The 18,433-nt window shown below is 56.3% G+C and carries 16 protein-coding genes and 3 pseudogenes; 7 read left to right on the top strand and 12 right to left on the bottom strand.

All coding sequences use genetic code 11. From position 1 onward, the window contains the following. Positions 1-272 precede the first annotated feature (272 nt). On the bottom strand, positions 273-1,154 hold the full coding sequence (locus ACR0J7_RS20215) for a LysR substrate-binding domain-containing protein (protein ID WP_480915455.1): 882 nt from the start codon (positions 1,152-1,154) through the stop codon (positions 273-275). A gap of 293 nt (positions 1,155-1,447) precedes the next feature. On the opposite strand from ACR0J7_RS20215, the gene ACR0J7_RS20210 reads away from it, so the two are divergent. From ACR0J7_RS20210 to ACR0J7_RS20195, 4 genes are all read left to right on the top strand, one after another. Beyond that, entirely contained in the window at positions 1,448-2,398 is a 951-nt protein-coding gene (locus ACR0J7_RS20210) for an ABC transporter substrate-binding protein (RefSeq protein ID WP_480484928.1), read from the top strand. A gap of 82 nt (positions 2,399-2,480) precedes the next feature. Then, positions 2,481-3,509 (top strand): quaternary amine ABC transporter ATP-binding protein, encoded by a 1,029-nt coding sequence (locus ACR0J7_RS20205; RefSeq protein ID WP_480478516.1) that lies wholly within the window; start codon positions 2,481-2,483, stop codon positions 3,507-3,509. Continuing rightward, positions 3,509-5,491: an ABC transporter permease gene (locus ACR0J7_RS20200; RefSeq protein WP_480484927.1), complete on the top strand. Its 1,983-nt coding sequence runs from the start codon at positions 3,509-3,511 to the stop codon at positions 5,489-5,491. The genes ACR0J7_RS20205 and ACR0J7_RS20200 overlap by 1 nt, the downstream gene beginning before the upstream one ends. A gap of 14 nt (positions 5,492-5,505) precedes the next feature. Further along, entirely contained in the window at positions 5,506-7,905 is a 2,400-nt protein-coding gene (locus ACR0J7_RS20195) for a trimethylamine N-oxide demethylase (RefSeq protein ID WP_480915454.1), read from the top strand. A 214-nt stretch (positions 7,906-8,119) separates the two neighbouring features. On the opposite strand, the pseudogene ACR0J7_RS20190 reads toward ACR0J7_RS20195, so the two are convergent. From ACR0J7_RS20190 to gstA, 5 genes and pseudogenes are all read right to left on the bottom strand, one after another. Continuing rightward, a pseudogene (locus ACR0J7_RS20190) lies at positions 8,120-8,820 on the bottom strand (IS6 family transposase). Positions 8,821-8,922: 102 nt separating this feature from the next. After that, on the bottom strand, positions 8,923-9,906 hold the full coding sequence (locus tag ACR0J7_RS20185; RefSeq protein ID WP_480489512.1) for an NAD(P)H-dependent flavin oxidoreductase: 984 nt from the start codon (positions 9,904-9,906) through the stop codon (positions 8,923-8,925). Continuing rightward, entirely contained in the window at positions 9,903-10,124 is a 222-nt protein-coding gene (locus ACR0J7_RS20180) for a tautomerase family protein (protein WP_480489513.1), read from the bottom strand. Before ACR0J7_RS20180 ends, ACR0J7_RS20185 begins: the two co-directional genes overlap by 4 nt. Before the next feature lie 4 nt (positions 10,125-10,128). Then, complete coding sequence (locus ACR0J7_RS20175; RefSeq protein ID WP_480774587.1) at positions 10,129-10,509, bottom strand: nuclear transport factor 2 family protein; 381 nt, start codon at positions 10,507-10,509, stop codon at positions 10,129-10,131. Further along, positions 10,506-11,117 carry a glutathione transferase GstA gene (gstA, locus tag ACR0J7_RS20170; RefSeq protein ID WP_480912407.1) on the bottom strand — a complete coding sequence of 204 codons (612 nt, stop codon included), beginning with the start codon at positions 11,115-11,117 and terminating at the stop codon, positions 10,506-10,508. Before gstA ends, ACR0J7_RS20175 begins: the two co-directional genes overlap by 4 nt. A gap of 124 nt (positions 11,118-11,241) precedes the next feature. On the opposite strand from gstA, the gene ACR0J7_RS20165 reads away from it, so the two are divergent. Further along, positions 11,242-11,607, top strand: coding sequence for a winged helix-turn-helix transcriptional regulator (locus ACR0J7_RS20165; protein ID WP_480915452.1), 366 nt, complete (start codon positions 11,242-11,244; stop codon positions 11,605-11,607). Between the two features lie 220 nt (positions 11,608-11,827). Next, positions 11,828-12,527 (top strand): annotated as a pseudogene (locus ACR0J7_RS20160) (IS6 family transposase). Positions 12,528-12,670: 143 nt separating this feature from the next. On the opposite strand, the gene ACR0J7_RS20155 reads toward ACR0J7_RS20160, so the two are convergent. From ACR0J7_RS20155 to ACR0J7_RS20135, 5 genes are read right to left on the bottom strand one after another with little or no spacing between them, the layout of a single operon-like run. Continuing rightward, complete coding sequence (locus ACR0J7_RS20155; protein ID WP_480871583.1) at positions 12,671-13,072, bottom strand: hypothetical protein; 402 nt, start codon at positions 13,070-13,072, stop codon at positions 12,671-12,673. Continuing rightward, positions 13,069-13,782 (bottom strand): ABC transporter ATP-binding protein, encoded by a 714-nt coding sequence (locus tag ACR0J7_RS20150; protein ID WP_480871582.1) that lies wholly within the window; start codon positions 13,780-13,782, stop codon positions 13,069-13,071. Before ACR0J7_RS20150 ends, ACR0J7_RS20155 begins: the two co-directional genes overlap by 4 nt. Positions 13,783-13,786: 4 nt before the next feature. Continuing rightward, complete coding sequence (locus ACR0J7_RS20145; protein ID WP_480915451.1) at positions 13,787-14,923, bottom strand: ABC transporter permease; 1,137 nt, start codon at positions 14,921-14,923, stop codon at positions 13,787-13,789. Next, positions 14,920-16,074, bottom strand: a complete 1,155-nt coding sequence (locus ACR0J7_RS20140; protein ID WP_480489498.1) for an efflux RND transporter periplasmic adaptor subunit — start codon at positions 16,072-16,074, stop codon at positions 14,920-14,922. Before ACR0J7_RS20140 ends, ACR0J7_RS20145 begins: the two co-directional genes overlap by 4 nt. After that, positions 16,071-16,685: a TetR/AcrR family transcriptional regulator gene (locus ACR0J7_RS20135; RefSeq protein WP_480915449.1), complete on the bottom strand. Its 615-nt coding sequence runs from the start codon at positions 16,683-16,685 to the stop codon at positions 16,071-16,073. Before ACR0J7_RS20135 ends, ACR0J7_RS20140 begins: the two co-directional genes overlap by 4 nt. 321 nt (positions 16,686-17,006) lie before the next feature. Between ACR0J7_RS20135 and ACR0J7_RS20130 the strand changes: the two are divergent. Beyond that, positions 17,007-17,289 (top strand): annotated as a pseudogene (locus tag ACR0J7_RS20130) (transposase); the annotation flags it as partial. Positions 17,290-17,389: 100 nt separating this feature from the next. On the opposite strand, the gene ACR0J7_RS20125 reads toward ACR0J7_RS20130, so the two are convergent. Beyond that, the gene (locus tag ACR0J7_RS20125; RefSeq protein WP_480774581.1) at positions 17,390-18,403 is read right to left on the bottom strand and encodes an extracellular solute-binding protein; all 1,014 of its coding nucleotides are present in this window, start codon (positions 18,401-18,403) and stop codon (positions 17,390-17,392) included. Between the last annotated feature and the right edge of the window lie 30 nt (positions 18,404-18,433).

The following is an 18,433-nucleotide window of genomic DNA, read 5'->3' as shown; positions in this document are numbered from 1 at the left end:
CACTGGATATTCCAAGCTTCGCGCCGATCTCCTGGATCGGCTTCTTATTCGCTTCACGCGCAATTTCGATGTCGGATTTATAGCTCATTGGGTTTGGTCTCCCTGCGTGAGATAGTCTGGATTGGTCCGGCCAGAGCGACAAAACGCAGGGCCAGATTCGGTCAAAATTTTCTTTAAGGTAAATAAATATTCCCAAGGGTCAATACGTGAGTTTAAAGTACCCAAGGGATGTTTCCAAACATCAAGTCAAGATTCGGGGGTTGCGACAAGGATCAGGCGTATCTTTTTCGACCCGCGCTGAGACCCAGCAACCAATCCTCGACGATGCGCTGTTCCGGGAAAGCTTTTTGAGACGGCCTTTTCAGCAGGTAGTATCCGGATTGCGTTCGCACCGAAGCGTTCTGGACCGGCCTGACCAACGCGCCGCTCTCAAGCAAGGGGTCAACAAGATGGGCCCAGCCCAATGCAATTCCCAAACCATCGACAGCAGCCTGAACCGACAGTGGATAGGTGTTGAAAGCCACAGCTTGTTCCATCGCTGAGGTGGAAACACCGTTACCGCTGAACCATGTACGCCATGTCATCCACTCCGCATGGCTGCTGGTGACTTCAATAAGGTCCAGTTCCGGCAGCGCGGAAAGAACTGCCGCATTGGGGTTGCTTCTGAGGTACTCGGGGCTGCAAACCGGGAACACTGTTTCTCCGAACAGAAGCTTTGCTTCGTATCCCGGCCACTCGCCATCTCCACGCAATATTGTCAGGTCCATGGAATCCGAAAGGCACTCTGCGTCACTGTCCGAAGACACCAGCGAAATACGGATACGGCCGTTGGATTTGTTGAACTTGTGCAGTTGTGGCATCAACCACAAAGACGCGACAGAGTTCGTCGCAGAAATCGACACCTTGTTGGCCTGATGCTTGGCCAGCATCTCACGGCTGACGTCCCGCATCTGATCCAGAGACTTTTCGACAGTTGCCAACAGAATGGCACCTTGTTGCGTCAGTGACACCGAACGGTGACCCCGGACAAACAATGGCACATCATAATGCTGCTCCAGCAGGCGCACTTTGCGGCTGATCGCGGTTTCCGAGATGTTCAGCACCTTACTGGCCTGCACAAAGCTTTGCGCTTTTGCCGCGGCTTCAAACGCCAACAAATAATCAAGCGGAGGAAGGACTTTCCCTGTGACTGATGTTTTCTTTGGCATTTACAGGACTTTTCCCGATCTGGACGCGGCCACACGCAAAAACATTCATGGGCACCCGTTGCCGTCTGAACGGGCAACCGACTGTTAACATAGTAAAAAGTTGAGTTTGCCTCAAGATTTTATGGTCAACGCCCCTCAAATTTCTTTTCTGCATTATGAGCGATTCTAGGCAAAATGCACAAATTCGCGGGCCGGAAGAGCCCCTTTGACAAAAAACGAACCTCACTCAGGGAGCGAACATGAAACTTACAAACCTCCTTTCCGCAGCAACCTTGGCGGCAGTAGCGGGAACCGGGGCGATTGCCGAAGACAGCAGCGACCCGATTGTCATTCCAATTCACAACTGGTCCAGCCAGATCGTGATGTCCAACGTCGTCGGTCTGATCTTCGAAGAGATGGGCAACAACGTCGAATATGTCACCACCGACAGCCAGGCGGTTTATGAATCGGTCCGCTTGGGCGACGTCGCGCTTGAGATGGAAGTCTGGGAAGGCGCGTTTGGCGCATCCTACCGGGCCGCTCTGGAAAAGGGGGGTTTGCATGACGCGGGCGATCATGATGCCGTCACGCGCGAAGATTGGTGGTACCCGATGTGGACCAAGGAATCCTGCCCGGGCCTGCCTGATTGGAATGCACTGAACGACTGCGCGCACCTGTTTGCCACGGCCGAGACCGGGGATAAGGGTCGGTATCTTGATGGTCCGGTAGACTGGTTGAAACATGGTAAGGAACGCGCCGAAGCGCTTGATCTGAACTTCACCGTGATCAATGCGGGTTCCGCCGCAGCGTTGTGGGCCGAGATTGGTGCCGCCGAGGCCGACAAGACCCCGGTTCTTGTATTCAACTGGACGCCAAACTTTGCCGAAGCCGTCTGGCCCGGTGAGTTTGTGGAGTTCCCTGCATGGGAAGACGGCTGCGACAAGGATCCTGCCAAGGGTCCGAACCCGGACGCGCTGTATGATTGTGGCAACCCGGCAAGTGGATATCTGAAAAAGGCGGCTTGGGATGGCATGAAAGACAAGTGGCCAGCCGCGTATTGCGCCCTGACCCAGATTTCTTTCACCAACCCTCAGATCGCGGAAATGGCAAAGCTGGTCGACACTGATGAGCTTGAGCCGGAAGAAGCGGCAGAGGAATGGCTGGACGCCAACCGTGCCGTTGTTGACCCCTGGATCAATGCCTGCAGTTGATAACGGCTACGTATAATGAATCTGGCGCGGCCTTGATCGTTTTGTGATCCAGGGCCGCGCTCAACAAGAAAGAAAAGCAGCCATGCCCGCCATCGCGCCTGTCATATCAGCCAAGAATGTCTGGAAACTGTTTGGACCCTCGCCCGAGAGCTATCTGAAGTCCATGCCGGCAGGCCGCAGTTTCGACGAGATCCGTGAGGATGGGTATATCGCCGGGGTCAAGGATGTCTCGATCGAGGTTGGCCGTGGCGAGATGCTTGTCATCATGGGGTTGTCAGGATCGGGCAAATCCACGCTGGTGCGGTGCTTTTCGCGTCTGCACAACATCACCGGAGGCACGATCGAAGTAGACGGTCAGGACATCATGAAACTCAGCGAGCGCGATCTGATCGAATTGCGCCGCAACAAGATGGGGATGGTGTTTCAGTCTTTCGGGTTGCTGCCGCACCGCACGGTTCTGGACAATGTCGCCTTCCCGCTGGAAATGCGTGGGCAGGATCGCCACGACCGGCGCGAACGCGCTTTGGAGGTCATCAAGCTGGTGGGCCTTGAAGGACGGGAAGAATACTTCCCACGGGAATTGAGCGGTGGCCAGCAACAACGGGTCGGTATCGCCCGGTCGCTGGCTATCGAACCGGATATCTGGTTTCTGGATGAACCCTTCTCGGCGCTTGATCCGCTGATCCGCCGTGAAATGCAGGATGAATTCCTGCGCCTGCAAGAGATGCTGGGCAAAACCATCGTCTTCATCACCCATGATTTCGACGAGGCGCTGCGTCTGGCTGACCGGATTGCTATAATGCGCAACGGTGCGGTCGAACAATGCGATACTCCGGATCAGATCGTGATGAACCCGGCGACCGAATATGTGGCGAAATTCACCGAGGATATCGACAAGGCCCGCGTGGTGCATGCGAAAGGGCTGGCAAAACCGGTGAACGGCCATACCCTTGAAGGCGCGCCGATCAATGGCGGATCAACCATTCATGAACTGGCCCGGGTTCTGGTCAATGACAAGCGTATCCTGCTGCCGGTTGCGGATGAAACTGGCGTTGTCACCGGTGTTCTGGATCGCGATGCCGCGTTGAACGTTCTGCTCGGAGCCGAATGATGGCGACACTGTCCACCGAATTACCGGACACGGCAGACGGTGCGTGGGGGCGCACCAGAGTCCTTACCGCACTTCTGATCACCGCCTTTGCGCTGATCCTTGCCAAGGCGGTCGGAATTCTCCCTGAATGGTTGAACCGCATTCCCGAGGCAGCAATCCCGCCGACGGCGCAGGTGCTGGATGCGATCTTCAATTTCATCCAAAACGACCTTGGTCTGATCTACGTGACCCGCTTTATCGCCGAAGGCCCGTTGGAATTCCTGTTGGATATGTCGGCCAACCTGCTCGAAGGCAAGCGCCGCTGGCCTTATCTGGGCCCAATCCCGTGGTCAGCAATCGCTGCTGTCGCTGCTGTTGTGGGCTATGCCGTGGGGGGGTGGCGGCTGGCGGCTCTGGGTGCGGGTACGTTCATCTGGACCGCTGCAATCGGCCAGTGGAACATCGCCATGCAGACCATGTCTGTCATTGTAGTGGCGGCACCGCTGGCGTTTGTGCTGGGCCTGGTGCTGGGCATCGCCGCCTGGAAGTATGGCCGGTTCGAGCGGGTGCTGAAACCCATCCTGTCCGTTCTGCAAACCCTGCCATTCTTTACTTATCTCTTGCCAGCGGTGATCTTTTTCAAAGTCGGACCAACCGCGGGGGCCGTGGCAACAATCACCTTTGCCATCCCGCCGATGATCCTGATGACCACACTGGGTCTGAAGAAAGTCAGCCCCGAAGTGATCGAAGCCGGCCAGATGTCTGGATGTACACGCTGGCAAATGCTGCGGCATGTATACGTCCCAGCCGCACGCACCGAAGTACTGGTAGGTGTCAATCAGGTGATCATGCTGTGTCTGGCAATGGTGGTTCTCACCGCCTTTATCGGCATGCCGGGCCTTGGAGCCAAGTTGCTTGCAATGATGGGCAGCTTCAAACTTGGCCGTTCGTTTGAAATCGGCGTGACCATCGTTCTTCTGGCGGTCATGCTTGACCGGATGTCGAAGGCCTGGGTCGTCAAACAGCCCATTCATTTCGAACGCGGAACGCCATGGTGGAAACGGCACTGGATTCCGCTAATCGCAGTGGGTCTGTTCGTCGGGTTCACCCTGTTGTCGCAAGTGTTTCCGATCCTGGCTGAAGTTGGTCGCAAGCAGCATCTGAGCCAGGGAAAGGAAATCGACGATGTGATCAAGTCGGTTTTGGCCTTCGATGTGATCAAAGGGACAACCGAATGGCTGCGCTGGTTCCTGAACGTAAAAGTTCTGATCCCGTTTCGTGATACTTTGCTTGCCATTCCGACACCTGCGTTCATCCTGCTGGTTGTCTCCTTTGCCTATTGGATCGGAGGCCGCAAACCCGGTATCTATGCTGCGGTGTTTTTTACAATCGTCGCGTTTTCCGGCTGGTGGGATCGCTCGGTCATCACGCTCTATACAGTGATTTCAGCGGTTGTGTTGGCAACTCTGATCGGTATCCCCTTGGGCGTAGTCGCAGCTCGGTCCAAACGCTGGTCCAAGAGTATCCTGCTGGCCTGCGACACTGCGCAAACCTTCCCTAGCTTCATCTATCTGATCCCCGCGATCATGCTGTTCGGCGTCAATGACGTGGCGGTCGTGTTTTCCATCCTGATCTTCGCCGCCGTGCCGCTGATCCGCTATACCATCATCGGTCTGGGAAGCGTGCCGCCGGAAATGACCGAAGCCGCGGATATGTCTGGTTCGACGCGCAGACAAAAACTGATGTCAGTACAGTTTCCACTGGCGCTGCCGACTATGGCCGTCGGGTTCAATCAGGCCATCATGTTCGCGTTCTTCATGGTCATTATCGCCGCGTTCATCGGCACGCAGGATCTGGGGCAGGAATTGCAGCGAACCCTGGCAGGCACCGAATTGGGCAAGAATTTTGTACTGGGTCTGAACGTGTCTCTGATGGCGTTGACCTTTGATATGGCAATCAGCAGTTGGGCCGAAAAGCGCAAGCGCGCTTTGGGGCTGGATTAACCGGAGTTGTTCAGATGAACGTCAAACCCTTGTTTGAGGTACCGTTCGAACGCAGCGGGGTGCTGGCTCCTGGTCTGCCCATCCTGCCGCATGGCACAGAACGCCATCCGGTTCCCGCAATGGGATCGCGCGCCGTTCCGGTGTCCAATGGGGACACGATCACATTGCTGGATCGCGATGGAATGCAGCCCGCTGAGATGGTATTTTTTGCCCCCGACCGAAGCTCGGACGCGGCGATGCTCGGCGCGCGGGGACACGGGTGTCCCGACGGGGTGATCGCAACGCTGGCAAACGGTTCCGCTTCGGGCCGGAAGGTTCTGCGCGCGCTCGAGGCTGCGGGGTTTGACATCGGGCAGGGCGACGCAATCCGCGCTTTTGTCGAAGGCTCGCGCCCCGGCGACATGGTGCATTTCGTGGCGGAAAGCGATGGTCTTCTGATCGTCGCCGCACCCGGCGAGGCGATGCGCCCGGAAAACAACAACCCTCCAACGGATATCATCCTCTATATTCAGCGTTCCGCGCCGGGTCTGGAAAAGCCGGGTGTTGGCGCGCCTGAGCCGTTGGCCGACCCTCTCAGGGACATCAACATTCAACCGGGAAACGCCATATCTTATGAGGTCAAAGCTGGAGAATTCATCCAGATCTTGGATATTCGCGGCCGCGAATGCTCGGATTTTCAGGCCTTCAGCCGCCGGGCGCTGGATCAGGGGATCGAGCGCGAAATCGATCCGACGACGACCCGCAGCCTGATGGGCAGCCTGTATCCGCAACCGGGGATATTTTCGAAATACTGGTCCGTCGATCAGGAACCCTTGATCGAAATCGTGCAGGACACTTGCGGTCGTCATGACACGTTTGGCCTTGCTTGTACGGCGCGGTACTACGAAGACCTTGGCTATCCAGGCCACGTAAACTGTTCGGACAATATTAACAAAGATCTGGACCAGTATGGCATCAAGCCGCGCGGCGGCTGGCCTGCGATCAACTTCTTTTTCAACACGATGCTGGATGACGCCAATGCCATTGGCATGGACGATCCCTGGTCGCGACCGGGTGACTTCGTGTTGCTGCGCGCGCTGACCGATCTGGTCTGCATCAGCACGGCATGTCCCTGCGACATTGATCCGGCAAACGGGTGGAACCCGACCGATATTCAGGTGCGAACGTACAAGGCGACCGAGGATTTTCAACGATCCTACGGCTATAGAAAATCTGCGGAGGCGGATGTGGAAGAAACCAAGAAAACTGCTTTTCACGACTGCTTTGCGCGGCATACCCGTGATTTCGTCGAGTATAACGGCTATTGGCTGCCGAACACGATGACCAATCATGGTGCGATTTCTGAATACTGGGCCTGTCGGGACAAGGTTGCCGTCATGGACCTGAGTCCTTTGCGTAAATACGAAGTTGTCGGACCCGATGCAGAAGAGCTGATGCAGCTATGCGTGACCCGCAACATGAAAAAGCTAAGCGTCGGTCAGGTCGTCTATACCGCAATGTGTTATGAGCACGGCGGGATGATTGACGATGGCACCGTCTATCGTCTGGGTGAGACGAACTTCCGCTGGATCGGCGGGAATGACACCAGTGGATTGTGGCTTCAGGAACAAGCGCAAAAACGCAACTTGAATGTCTGGGTTCGCAATTCGACGGATCAGCTGCACAACATCGCGGTTCAAGGGCGGCACAGTCGCGACATTCTCTCCAGAATTTTCTGGACACCCCCACAGCAACCAACGATTGACGAACTTCCATGGTTCAGACTGACCGTTGCACGGGTCGGAGATGTGCGCGGAACATCTGTCGTGATCTCCCGAACAGGGTATTCCGGTGAGCTTGGATATGAAATCTTCTGCCATCCCAAAGATGCAGTGGAAATCTTCGACCGAGTCTGGGAGGCAGGTCAGGATTATGGGATCACGCCGCTGGGCCTTGGGGCACTTGATATGCTGCGGATCGAAGGGGGCCTGATTTTTGCCGGGTCAGAATTCGACGACCAGACGGACCCGTTTGAAGCCGGCATCGGTTTTACCGTGCCGCTGAAATCAAAAACCGACGATTTCATCGGGCGGGCAGCAATCGAAGAACGCAAGGCGCACCCCCACCGAAGGCTGGTTGGTTTTGAAATCGAAGGCGGCGTCGTCCCGTCACCCGGCGACTGCGTCCGCGTCGGAAAGGCGCAGGTTGGAGCGATTACCAGCGCAATGAAATCACCCGTTTTAGGGAAAGTCATCGCTTTGGGTCGGATTTCAGTTACCCACGCGACAATTGGGGCAGACATCGAAATCGGGCAATTGGACGGCCAACAAAAACGGTTGAAAGCCAGGATCGTTCCATTCCCTCATTTTGATCCGACAAAGGAACGTGTGAAAGGGATATACTCAGAAACCACGGTTTCGGACGCAGCAGAGTAGTTGACCAAGAGGGCCGGGCTTGTGATTTGGCCGGGCACCGTAAAGGGTTATGTTGCAAACTTTTGACTATTGACGCGCTCGAATGCAGACGGTGAATGGCCGCCGGTGTATTCACTCGAGAACCAGTCCATGATTTATTTCAAAGGTGCGCAGTATCCGAAACGGTATTGTCACGTTAACGTCCGGTCGACGAGGGAATGCTGATGGTCGGGATTCAAGCGGCTCGAGTGGCAGCATTCCAGGCGTTAGTTGCCTCGAGGCGGTGACAACGGATTGTTAGTGCGGAGCGACGACGTGCCGGGACGCGGAAGCAATTTCTAACGGCTGATGGGTGGTTACGAACCGCTGCAAACCTCTTGGAGATCGGTATCCTGGCATCGTCCGTTCTCGCTTTCGGAATGGGAGGGGGCTGTTTTCCGCGCAGTTGTTCAAGCCCTTGTACGACCAACGATCCAAGCCCGGCGCGATTTCCCGTTTGGCGGTGCCATAGGACCGCAACTTGTTCGTGATGATCCGCTTGGGAATGAAACCAAGGTGCTTGATCAGGCCGCGCAACAGCCGTTTTGCCGCCCGTTTGTCCCGCCTGGATTGGAGTACTTCGTCCGACACGACGCCATGCTGATCGACCGCGCGCCAAAGCCGATACTTGCGACCTGAAATGTCCACGACAATTTCATCCAGATGCCAGACATCATCTGGGCGGCCATGTCTCTGCCATAGATTTGGAGCAACCACCGGCCCGAATTTGATGACCCAGCGCCGAACAGTTTCGTAAGAAGCATCGCGCACGCGCTGCAGCAGCATCTCTTCAACTTCCCGCAGGCTCAGATTGAAGCGAACGTACAGCCACACTGCATGCGCGATGAGCTGAGGCGGAAACCGGGGGCGCTTGTAGCTGATTGACGATGTCTTCATCAATGTCACCTACAGCCAATGTCGGGCATCAGCAGCCTAACGACAGTTAATGTGACAACACCATTAGATCCCACCTAATCGCGTTTTTTGACCGATAGACAATCAAGCCTTATGCCGAAACAAATGTCTGCCACCTTCACCTTTGATGAGGTCGATCGCATCGCGCATGATCTCGTCAATGATCTGTTCTGCAGGTTTCGAGGTTCTTATGATACCCACACCTTCGCCGACAATACCGGGAACGATTGACGGATTTCCGGAATTCTGAGCATCGTTCCAAAGTCGTCTTTCGACATCCAAGCCGGCGTCTAGCGCGGCTTCTTGACCATGCCATTTACTGACAAAATCATTTCGACGTACCCGGATTGAGTATCGGTCCGGCCAAGAATAACCGCGAATGATGTCGGGAACCGAGGTTCGAACGGTTTCATCCCCCGATGCGCGCAAGATGTCGCTGAGAATCTGCGGATGGATCAGCGCCTCATCTGCAGCAACAAACCGAGTTCCTATCACAACGCCATCTGCGCCAAGCATCAGGGCCGCAGCCAGACCGCGACCATCGCCGATACCACCGGCGGCGCAAAGTACAGCCGAACTGTTCGATGCGTCAATTTTATCCGCCACTTCGGGCACAAGCGCGATCGTGCCGCGCACCTCGCCGTGGCCACCAGCTTCGGCCCCCTGAGCCACAATGACATCGGCGCCAACCGCAATGGCACGCAGCGCGTCCCGAAGTGTCTGGATTTGGCAGATAAGCGGAACGCCCGTCCGTTTGATCCTGTCGGCAAAGGGTGCAGGATCACCAAAGGACAGAAAGACCGCGGCTGGCCCGCGCTCCAGCACGTAATCGAGCAGAGCGGGCTGCTCTGCCAACTTCCATGTGATCAGACCGCACCCGACAGGGGTGGTTCCGGCTGCATCGAACTGTTGCGCAATCCAGTCCCGATCGCCGTAACCCCCGCCGACCAACCCAAGCCCGCCCGCCTGCGTCACAGCCGAGGCCAACGACCCACCCGCAACAAACGCCATTGGCGCCTGAATGATCGGGTGGGACAGGTTCAGGCGCTCGGTCAGCCGGGTTTTCACGTGGCCGTCTTTCGGTAGTCGACAACCGGCAGCCCACCGATGCCCCAGTTGTCCAGATCGACCTCGTCAATCACGACGACTGTGGTTGCCGGGTTTTTGCCCAGCACCTCGTGCAACAGTTCGCTCACTCCGGCGATCAGCTTTGCTTTCTCGTTCTGGCTTGGGCCGGTTCCGTCAGGACCACCTTCACGGGTTACTTTGACATTCACATATGGCATGGTTTTAATCCTTCCTTGGAACGTAGGAGAAGACCTTGGTGACAATCCGCCAGTCATTGCCGTGGCGGACAAGGGAAAGGTAATCCAGATAATCGCGCCCCATCATCGACATACGGGCCATGACATGGGCCAGCCTCGGACTGCCGAAGGAGATCTGCAATATCTCTTCATCGCGCGGGTCACCGCGCTTGGCTGGCGGTTCACGCTGATCCACACGGGCCATATAGCTCTCAAGATCCAGATACAGCTCATCCCCTTCGGTGGCGCAGATATACGCCAGTTTCGGGTGAAACACCTGTCTCAGGGCGTTGCTGTCGGCGTGATGAAGGCCCTCGAAATAGGCCTCCATCAATTCGACCACAGCTTTGTGATCGGCCGGGGTCATTGGATCAGCCCTTCGGCGCGCATCGCCGTTTGTGTTGCGGGACGTGCTGCCACCCGCTCGACATAGGCTTTCAGGCTTGGCCAGCCGGACAAATCGATTTCCGTAAAATTTGCCCAGTTCGAGACAACGAAAAGATATGCGTCCGCGACCGAAAACTTTCCGTCCACAAGGTATTCCCGCCCATCGGCCAGTATGTTTTCGACCTGATCGAATTTTGTTTTGACGATACTGCGCGCCTTGGTTTTTTCGGTGTCGGTGGAATCACCCTTGAACAGCGGGCTGAAGGATTTGTGCAGATCGGCCGCCACAAAACTCAGATATTCCTGAACCCGTGTACGGGCCATCGTTCCGTTTGATGGTGCCAGATCAGAGGACGGGTACTTATCAGCAAGATATTGAAGAATAGCGGATCCCTCCCTGACAAGTTCACCGTCGTCCAGCGCAAGCACCGGCACATATCCTCGGGGGTTGATGGATCTAAAATCCGCGCCGGATTCAGTGCGGCCAGCCGCGGTATCAACGGCCTCAGTTTCGAAGGGAGTGCCGATTTCGGTCAGCACGATGTGGCTGGCAAGCGAACATGCGCCCGGTTTGTAGTAGAGTTTCATGGTATTCCTTTCTGGGGATTACTGGTGGCACCATAGACATGGAGAAGGGCATATCCGTTGACAACTAGGTTTCTGATGGTTACTTAAAAAATAGAGTAACCCAGCAGAAACCTGGTAACGCCTCATGGCCCTGAAGATGCGGAAAAACCGAAGCCCGGCGCCACCCGAACCCTGCATGCTGACCGAATGCATGGCTGTGATTGCAGGTGCCTGGGCGCCGAACGTGATCTGGTCGTTGCGGGCCGGGCCACGCCGCTTTAGTGAACTGCGTTCGGATATTCCGCCGATTTCTGCCAAGGTACTTTCGGCCCGTTTGTCGGAACTGGCCGCACGAGGTGTGCTGGTCCGCCATGTCCGGCGCACGTCGCCCCCCTCGACGGAATACAGCCTGACCGAGCTTGGGGCCGAATTGATCCCGGCCCTTGACGCGATTGTTCAGGTCGGCCACCGACTGAAGGCACGACAAAGTAATCAACAGGGGGCAGATTAAGTGGTCCCGTCTTCTCGGACAGCTTTGCAGCAAATCTAGGGTCAGGATTCATTGGTTTTTGTTGTGCCGCGTGCTTCACAGCTCCGAAAACGGAGCGGTGACATGAGTGATTTTCTGGCTGATCGACGCGCAAATGGCGTGTCTCGAGCCTTTCTTTCTGTGTTGCCACATTAACTGTCGTTAGGTTGCTGATGCCCGACATTGGGCGGAGGTGACATTGATGAAGACATCGTCAATCAGCTACAAGCGCCCCCGGTTTCCGCCTCAGCTCATTGAGCACGCGGTGTGGCTGTACGTTCGCTTCAATCTGAGCCTGCGGGAAGTTGAAGAGATGCTGCTGCAGCGCGTGCGCTATGCTTCTTATGAAACTGTTCGGCGCTGGGTCATCAAATTCGGGCCGGTGGTAGCTCGAAATCTGCGGCAGAGACTGAACCGTCCAGGTGGTGTCTGGCATCTGGATGAAATTGTCGTGGACATTTCAGGTCGCAAGTATCGGCTTTGCGCGCGGTCGATCAGCATGGCGTCGTGCTGAAGGAAATCCTCCAACCCAGGCGGGACAAACAGGCGGCAAAACGGCTGTTGCGCCGCCTGATCAAGCACCTTGGTTTCATTCCCAAGCGGATCATCACGAACAAGTTGCGGTCCTTTGGCACCGCCAAACGGGAAATCGCGCCGGGCTTGGATCGTTGGTCGCACAAGGGCCTCAACAATCGAGCTGAAAACAGCCCCCTCCCATTCCGAAAGCGAGAACGGACGATGCTAGGACACCGATCTCCAAGAGGTTTGCAGCGGTTCGTAACCACCCATCAGCCGGCAGAAATTGCTTCCGCGTCCCGGCACGTCGTCGCTCCGCACAAACAATCCGTTATCACCGCCTCGAGGCATTCGAAGCCTTGAATGCTGCCACTCGAGCCGCTTGAATCCCGACCATCAGCATTCCCTCGTCGACCGGACGTTAACGTGACAACACCCGCGTACGTCCTGATTCATAAACATCTCCTTTGTCCCCGAAATGGGAGGTCGAAGGAAATGTCCCGCGAGTAACGGCATATCTACAGGCGAGTCATTCTGCTCGCCAGATATGCACCCAAGCCACAACGGAAATGGCTAACCAGACACCCGTGCGCAAGGTCATCGCGCCGAGGGTGCGCATCTCATAGGCATTGCCTTGCAGCACATGAGCGCCGAAGGCCAGAAAAACCAGAACGGTGGCAACCAGAATGCCTGTTGATATCCAGGCCGCTGACCGGTGCCGTAGAAACAGTCCAAAGCCGGCCACGACATAGGCGAATCCTGCCAGAAAGTTGAACCACAGCACGAAGGGCACTGCATTACCAACGGCGGCGCGTGCTTCATCGCCACCAAACAAGGCCCGTCCGCCTGAGAAAACAGTCAACGCGCCGAACACTATTGCCACGCTTGCCGCTATGTTCAGGGCGCGGTTGCCAGTGGTTGCATTTTTCATGTCGCGCCCCCTTCCGTTCCATCAAGTCGACCGTCGCGTAAGTGGAACAGCTTGTCGAACCTGTCGTAAATCTTTTCATCATGCGTCACCGCGATGATGCAGGCGTCTTGCTCAGCTGCGAGCTTGCGCATCAGGTCCATCACGATCCCGGCCCTCTGGCTGTCAAGCGCCGCAGTTGGTTCATCTGCCAGAATGATGCGCGGGCTGTTGGCAAGGGCGCGTGCGATGGCCACACGCTGCGCCTCACCTCCGGACAGAAGCGCGGGCATCGCATCCCTGCGGTGACCGACCTCCAGATAGTCCAGCAGTTCGACAGCGCGCCTTTGCGCCTCGACCGTCGATTTTCCAGCCAGTTTCAGCACCAGAGCAACGTTATCTTTGGCATCGAGAAATGGCAGAAGATTATGGAACTGAAAGATAAACCCGATCTTGTCGAGCCGTAGCCTACGCAAATCGTTTCGCAGCCATTGCTTGTCGTAAACCACCTCATTGTCCAGCGTAACCTTCCCCGTACTCGGAGCAATGATGCAGCCAATGACATTCAGAAGCGTCGTTTTACCCGATCCAGACGGGCCGAGTAGTGCCACCACTTCGCCCGCCTCGACTGACAGATCAACACCCTTCAGTGCGTCGACACGAGCATCGCCCTCGCCAAAGTGCTTTGAGACATTGGTAACATCTACAATCACGCGGCGCGGATCATTGAGCATGACGTCACCCTCCGATTGCCGTGGCCGGATCGACCTTGAGTGCTGCTCGAACGCCAAGGCCGCTGGCGACGATGCAGACAATGAGGATGATCCCTGCCAGCGCGATGGCGTTGATCGGCTCCAACACAACCCGGCGGGGGAAGTAGTTTTTGACAAGCAGGATAAGGATCAGACCGAAACTCCAGCCGACCGCACCAAGTGCAATGGATTGCTGCACGATCAGCCCGATGATCGTGCGGTCGGGGGCGCCGATCAGTTTGAGTGTGGCGATCTGCTTTAGCTTCTCCATGGTCATCGTGTAGATAATCAATGCGATCACAACGGCTGAAACGGACAATAAGATGCCCAGAAACAAACCTATCTGCCGCTTTGCCCGATCCACCACAGACAATAGCAGAATAGACTCCTGATCGGCTTGTGTCAGGGCCCCAAGATGTTTCCATTGGCGCACCGACTGCGCCACTGCTTGCGGGTCTGCAAGCGGTTCAAGCCGTGCGATCACAGCCGCAACGCTGTCCTGACTTTCGAGCAACCCCGCGCCTCGTGCCTCCTGGACGCGTTGAGCCGACGGGGCCAGTTGCGTCTGTAGCACTTGCGCATCGCGCAAGGTGATAAACGCCGCCGGATCACCGGCGGAATTCATCGTATCCTCGACCAACCCGACCACAGTGAAAGGATCGCGGCCCAGTCGGATCACATCGCCGACGGACAGTCCGGATTTGGCATCTGCCACGATCTCGAAATGGGACTGGCTGATCCCACGCCCTACCGAGATTGCTTCGGGTCCACCGGGGTGACCTGGCTCGTATCCGATCACGTACAGGCGTAGCGTTTCGCCGCGAAAGGGCGCTTCGACGGTCTGGTATGTGATGCTGCCCGCTTCGGACACACCATGCAATCGCCCCACGGCATCACGGGTGCCGTCGGGAATTTTCGAGGCTTCTGCAAACGGTCCGCGTGTACCAGATTCAACAATCCAAAGATCTGCTCGCGGTGCTTTGACGATGTTCAGCGCGTCCGCAACCAGCCCATTGTAAATACCAATCATTGCCAGCACGACCGCCATCAGAAGGCTGAGGCCGAGGCAAGTCAGCATGAAGCGGAACAGATTGTGACGCACATCGCGGTAGGCGAGGTTCATGGCGCATCCCTCTCGACGACCCGAACCATGCGCCCCTCGGACAGCCCTTTACCGGGTGCCAAGATGACCTGCGAGCCGTCGGGAATACCACCGACCAGTTCGACCCGCGCATCCTCGGTCCGGTGACCGAAGACTACCGATACCTGATGCGCACGCCCATCCTGCGCGATCCATATAAGTCCTTCATGCCCGTCAAAACCGGTTATTGCGATCTCGGGAACCAACATCGCATCGACCAGCTCTGTCACTGTGATCCAAACTTCGGCCTGTTCGCCAAGAAAAACCTGTTCCGGGCACCGATTGCATGCAATCCAGACCCGGCGTTCTTCGTTCACCCGGTCACTTTCTATACCGATCCGCGCGATCTTGCCGGTGAAGACCTTATGCGGCAAAGACCGCAACCTCACTTCGGCAACTTGTCCGAGTTGCAGGGGCCCGGCCCTCTCTTCATCTATGTAGGCCAAAGCCCAAACAGTGTTCGGGTCCAAAAGGGTAAAGATAGGTTCACCAGCGACAACAACTGTACCTGCTTCGACGTGGCGCTCAACAACGACCGCGTCAAAGGGAGCCCGCAACACATGATGATCAAGCAGCACACGCTCGTATTGCAGGGCTGCCTTGGCGTCACTGTGCATGGATTTGGCAACCTCAACATCACTTTCTGCTACGGCCAGATCAGCGGCTGCAACATCGACATCCCGCTGGGCCTCTTCTGCAGCCTGAGTCGAGACGGCATTGCGTCCGGCAAGTTCCTGCTGGCGCGCATTTGTCGACTGCCGTTGCGCAAGAATGGCACGCGCGCGGATCACATTTGCCTCAGCCTTGCCCAAAGTGGCCTCTGCGGCGGCAATCCCGGCTTTGGCGCGCGCGACTTTTGCTTGTTGTTCCGTCGGATGAAGCCGGGCAAGGACTTGCCCCGCTTTGATGGTATCACCACTGTCGACCGAAAGTTCTGTCAGCGTGGCACCAACTTCAAATCCGACATCTGAGACGATCCGGGCCTCGACCGTCCCCAGCCCATAAACACGAACAGGGACATTCTTTTCAATTGCGGCAGTGGAAACACTAACCGGGCGCTCTGTAAGGACAAGCCAGCCAAAGACGGCGAGGCCGACAGCAAGGGTAACACCGAAGATGATACGGCGGTTCATGGCGAAACCTCTGTACTTTCTATTCGGAATAGCCGCATCTGAGCGTCGAGCAATCGGTGCCCTTCGGATTCCAATGCGAAACCGCGTTTCCCCAGAGTCCAGCGGATCGCCAACCCTTGTACCAGTGAGATCAACAGTAGCGCTCCGTCTTCAGGCGGCAGGTTTGTGTCGAACAGGCCCGCTTTCTGTCCGTTGGTCAGCTCGATGGACAGCAATGCGACCAATTCAGTCATCAGCGTAAGAACAGCTTGCCGGAGATCGTCGTTTTCTACCTGTAGCTCGCGCGAGAAAAGAATAGACGGGATGGCCGGCATAGTCTCGATCTGGTGCAATTGAGCCAAAATCAGCGCTTTGATCCGCTCTGCCGGATCGGCAGATGTCCTAAGCGCGTCACCCCACGCGGTTCGGAGGCGTTCAGAAATCTCGTTAGCTACCGCCAACCATAAATCCTGTTTGGTCGCGAAGTGCCGGAAGATTGCGGGCTGCGTCAGCCCGACTGCATCAGCAACCGACTGTGTGGTCAGGCGATCAGGGCCCAACTCATCCGCGAGGCGCAGCATGGCTTGTACGATCTCGGTCTTGCGTTCATCTGCGGGCTTGCGGGCGGGCATTCGAAACCATTATGTTAGTGAGTAATAACTAACTTATTAAGGCGAGATACACTTGACGTCAAGCGCATCTGGATTTGATTACGTTATCAGGGTCGGAAGTGGGCATATGGCAACTTTTGGTAGCAAGAAGATCGACAGATAAACGGTGGGCAGCACCCGATAACTGCGCGACACCTATAGTCAAACTTTGGGAATAACACGACATCAAGCCGCTTGTGCTCGTCGCTGACTTCAAACGCAACGCAGTCTCCTGTGAGGTTATTTCGCGTCAACGCCGCGTGTCATTTGGAAGGGCATGCCGGATTGCCGGAAAAGGCTTTGACCAAACAGATCGACGCAACCTACCTGAAGGCACATCGGACAGCGATCAGTTTGGGCGTAACAACTGGGGGCGTAGACGCCTGATTGATCGGACCAACGGTGTCATGAACACAAAGCTGCACACCGTCTGCGACAGTCAGGGGCGTCCGATCAACCTGTTCGCCACCGCTGGAAAGGTCAGCGCTTACATCGGGGCGAGGGCATTGCTAAGGACTCCACCAAATGTCGAGTGGCTTTCGGAAACCGAGGCTATGATGCAGACTGGTTCAGAGAAGCTTTAAAATACTGCAGACTGTAACGCGTTTCATGGGGCTTTTTGTCTCAATAGGTTTGTTCGGCGCCCCTTTTAACAAAAGCGCCGCCAAATCTTAGCTTACACCGACCTATTTCTTGAGATTGGTCCAGATCTGGTCATAGACAGCCTGAGTTTCCTCGTCGCAGACTTCGAGGAACACGCCTTGACCCGCGCCCGCATGAGGGTTCTTTTCAGGCTGCGCTGCCAGCTCCGGATCAAGGAACTCGGTCACCCCGTTAACGCCCGCGTTATACTGCGCATAGTTGGTCACTGCGGCAATGTTTTCCGGTTCCAGCAGGAAGTCCATGAATTTCAGGGCATTATCGCGGTTCGGCGCATCTTTCAGCAGAACAACATTGTCCATCCACGCCACGTAGCCCTGAGTAGGGAAGGCATATTCGACGTTGGCACCTTCTTCCCGAGCCTTTGCGGAAAAGCCGTCATAGATCTGACCGACTGCCGCATCACCGGACACCAGCACCTCTTTGGCGGTATCCGAGTTGAACGACACCCAGTGCTGTTTGGCGTTCTGAAGCATATCGTTCAGTGCCTTCAGTTGCTCACGATCGTTCGAACACTGCGGGATGCCCAGGTGTAGCGAGGCCATGGCCATCACGTCACCTTGGCTGTCCAGCATGTTGATCTTGCCTGACAGTTCGGCGGGTGGGTTGAACAGGATGTCCGTAGTCTGAATGTCGCCACTGTATACATCGCGGTTCACCGCAAACGAGGTCGAGCCCCACTGATACGGGATCGAATGAGTACGGCCCGGATCAAAGCTTGGGTCGGCCCATTCGGCCGAGATGTTGCCCTTGTTGACCAACTCGCCCTCGGCGATGGTATCCAGCAGCCCTTCGCCAGCCATGATTTTAACCATATAATCGCCGGGCACTGCCACGTCATAGGTGCCGATGCCGCCTGCTTTCAACGTGGCCAGCATCGCTTCGTTCGAGTCGTAGGTGTCCATTGTCACGGCGATACCGGTTTGCTCGGTGAACTTGTCCAGCAGTTCCTGCGGTACGTATTCGAACCAGTGATAGACTGGACCTGTCCCGTTTTTGTGCCGCCCCAAGTGCTCGTTTAAGCCACTTTCCTTTCGAATGCGACAGGGCTTTTCCAGCCCAATGCTGAG

The organism is Ruegeria sp. O4 (assembly GCF_056535125.1).
Note: the sequence above shows the minus strand (reverse complement) of the source record. Positions and strands in the feature narration are given on the sequence as shown.

Excerpts from the sequence above, each read along its gene's own strand:
- ACR0J7_RS20175 (WP_480774587.1), bottom strand. The coding sequence starts at position 10,509 with ATGACCCCGGCCGATCACAAAGCTGTGGTCGAATTGATGGAGGCCTAT.
- gstA (WP_480912407.1), bottom strand. The coding sequence starts at position 11,117 with ATGAAACTCTACTACAAACCGGGCGCATGTTCGCTTGCCAGCCACATC.
- ACR0J7_RS20200 (WP_480484927.1), top strand. The coding sequence starts at position 3,509 with ATGGCGACACTGTCCACCGAATTACCGGACACGGCAGACGGTGCGTGG.
- ACR0J7_RS20205 (WP_480478516.1), top strand. The coding sequence starts at position 2,481 with ATGCCCGCCATCGCGCCTGTCATATCAGCCAAGAATGTCTGGAAACTG.
- ACR0J7_RS20165 (WP_480915452.1), top strand. The coding sequence starts at position 11,242 with ATGGCCCTGAAGATGCGGAAAAACCGAAGCCCGGCGCCACCCGAACCC.
- ACR0J7_RS20140 (WP_480489498.1), bottom strand. The coding sequence starts at position 16,074 with ATGAACCGCCGTATCATCTTCGGTGTTACCCTTGCTGTCGGCCTCGCC.
- ACR0J7_RS20210 (WP_480484928.1), top strand. The coding sequence starts at position 1,448 with ATGAAACTTACAAACCTCCTTTCCGCAGCAACCTTGGCGGCAGTAGCG.
- ACR0J7_RS20145 (WP_480915451.1), bottom strand. The coding sequence starts at position 14,923 with ATGAACCTCGCCTACCGCGATGTGCGTCACAATCTGTTCCGCTTCATG.
- ACR0J7_RS20150 (WP_480871582.1), bottom strand. The coding sequence starts at position 13,782 with ATGCTCAATGATCCGCGCCGCGTGATTGTAGATGTTACCAATGTCTCA.
- ACR0J7_RS20135 (WP_480915449.1), bottom strand. The coding sequence starts at position 16,685 with ATGCCCGCCCGCAAGCCCGCAGATGAACGCAAGACCGAGATCGTACAA.
- ACR0J7_RS20180 (WP_480489513.1), bottom strand. The coding sequence starts at position 10,124 with ATGCCATATGTGAATGTCAAAGTAACCCGTGAAGGTGGTCCTGACGGA.
- ACR0J7_RS20155 (WP_480871583.1), bottom strand. The coding sequence starts at position 13,072 with ATGAAAAATGCAACCACTGGCAACCGCGCCCTGAACATAGCGGCAAGC.
- ACR0J7_RS20195 (WP_480915454.1), top strand. The coding sequence starts at position 5,506 with ATGAACGTCAAACCCTTGTTTGAGGTACCGTTCGAACGCAGCGGGGTG.